General features: G+C 54.9%; 1 pseudogene. It reads right to left on the bottom strand.

Going from position 1 to position 344, the window contains the following annotated elements:
* Window positions 1-172: 172 nt before the first annotated feature.
* Window positions 173-247: pseudogene (locus QMN38_RS27160) on the bottom strand (hypothetical protein); the annotation flags it as partial.
* Window positions 248-344 lie beyond the last annotated feature (97 nt).

Raw genomic sequence — 344 nt, 5'->3', positions numbered from 1 at the left:
CATTTCTTCGCCGGATGGCGGCGTAAACGCCTTATCCGGCCTACAAAGGTTTGCATTCGTAGGCCTGATAAGCGCAGCGCATCAGGCATTTCTTCGCCGGATGGCGGTGCAAACGCCTTATCCGGCCTACAAAGGTTTGCACTCGTAGGCCTGATAAGTGCAGCGCATCAGGCATTTCTTTGCCGGATGGCGGCGTAAACGCCTTATCCGGCCTACAAAGGTTTGCACTCGTAGGCCTGATAAGCGCAGTGCATCAGGCATTTCTTTGCCGGATGGCGGCGTAAACGCCTTATCCGGCCTACAAAGGTTTGCATTCGTAGGCCTGATAAGCGCAGTGCATCAGG

The organism is Citrobacter sp. R-1.5.2, assembly GCF_035064245.1.
In the GTDB taxonomy this organism is placed as follows: domain Bacteria; phylum Pseudomonadota; class Gammaproteobacteria; order Enterobacterales; family Enterobacteriaceae; genus Citrobacter.
The sequence above is the reverse complement of the archived record's forward strand: the minus strand, read 5'-3'. Positions and strand labels throughout refer to the sequence as shown.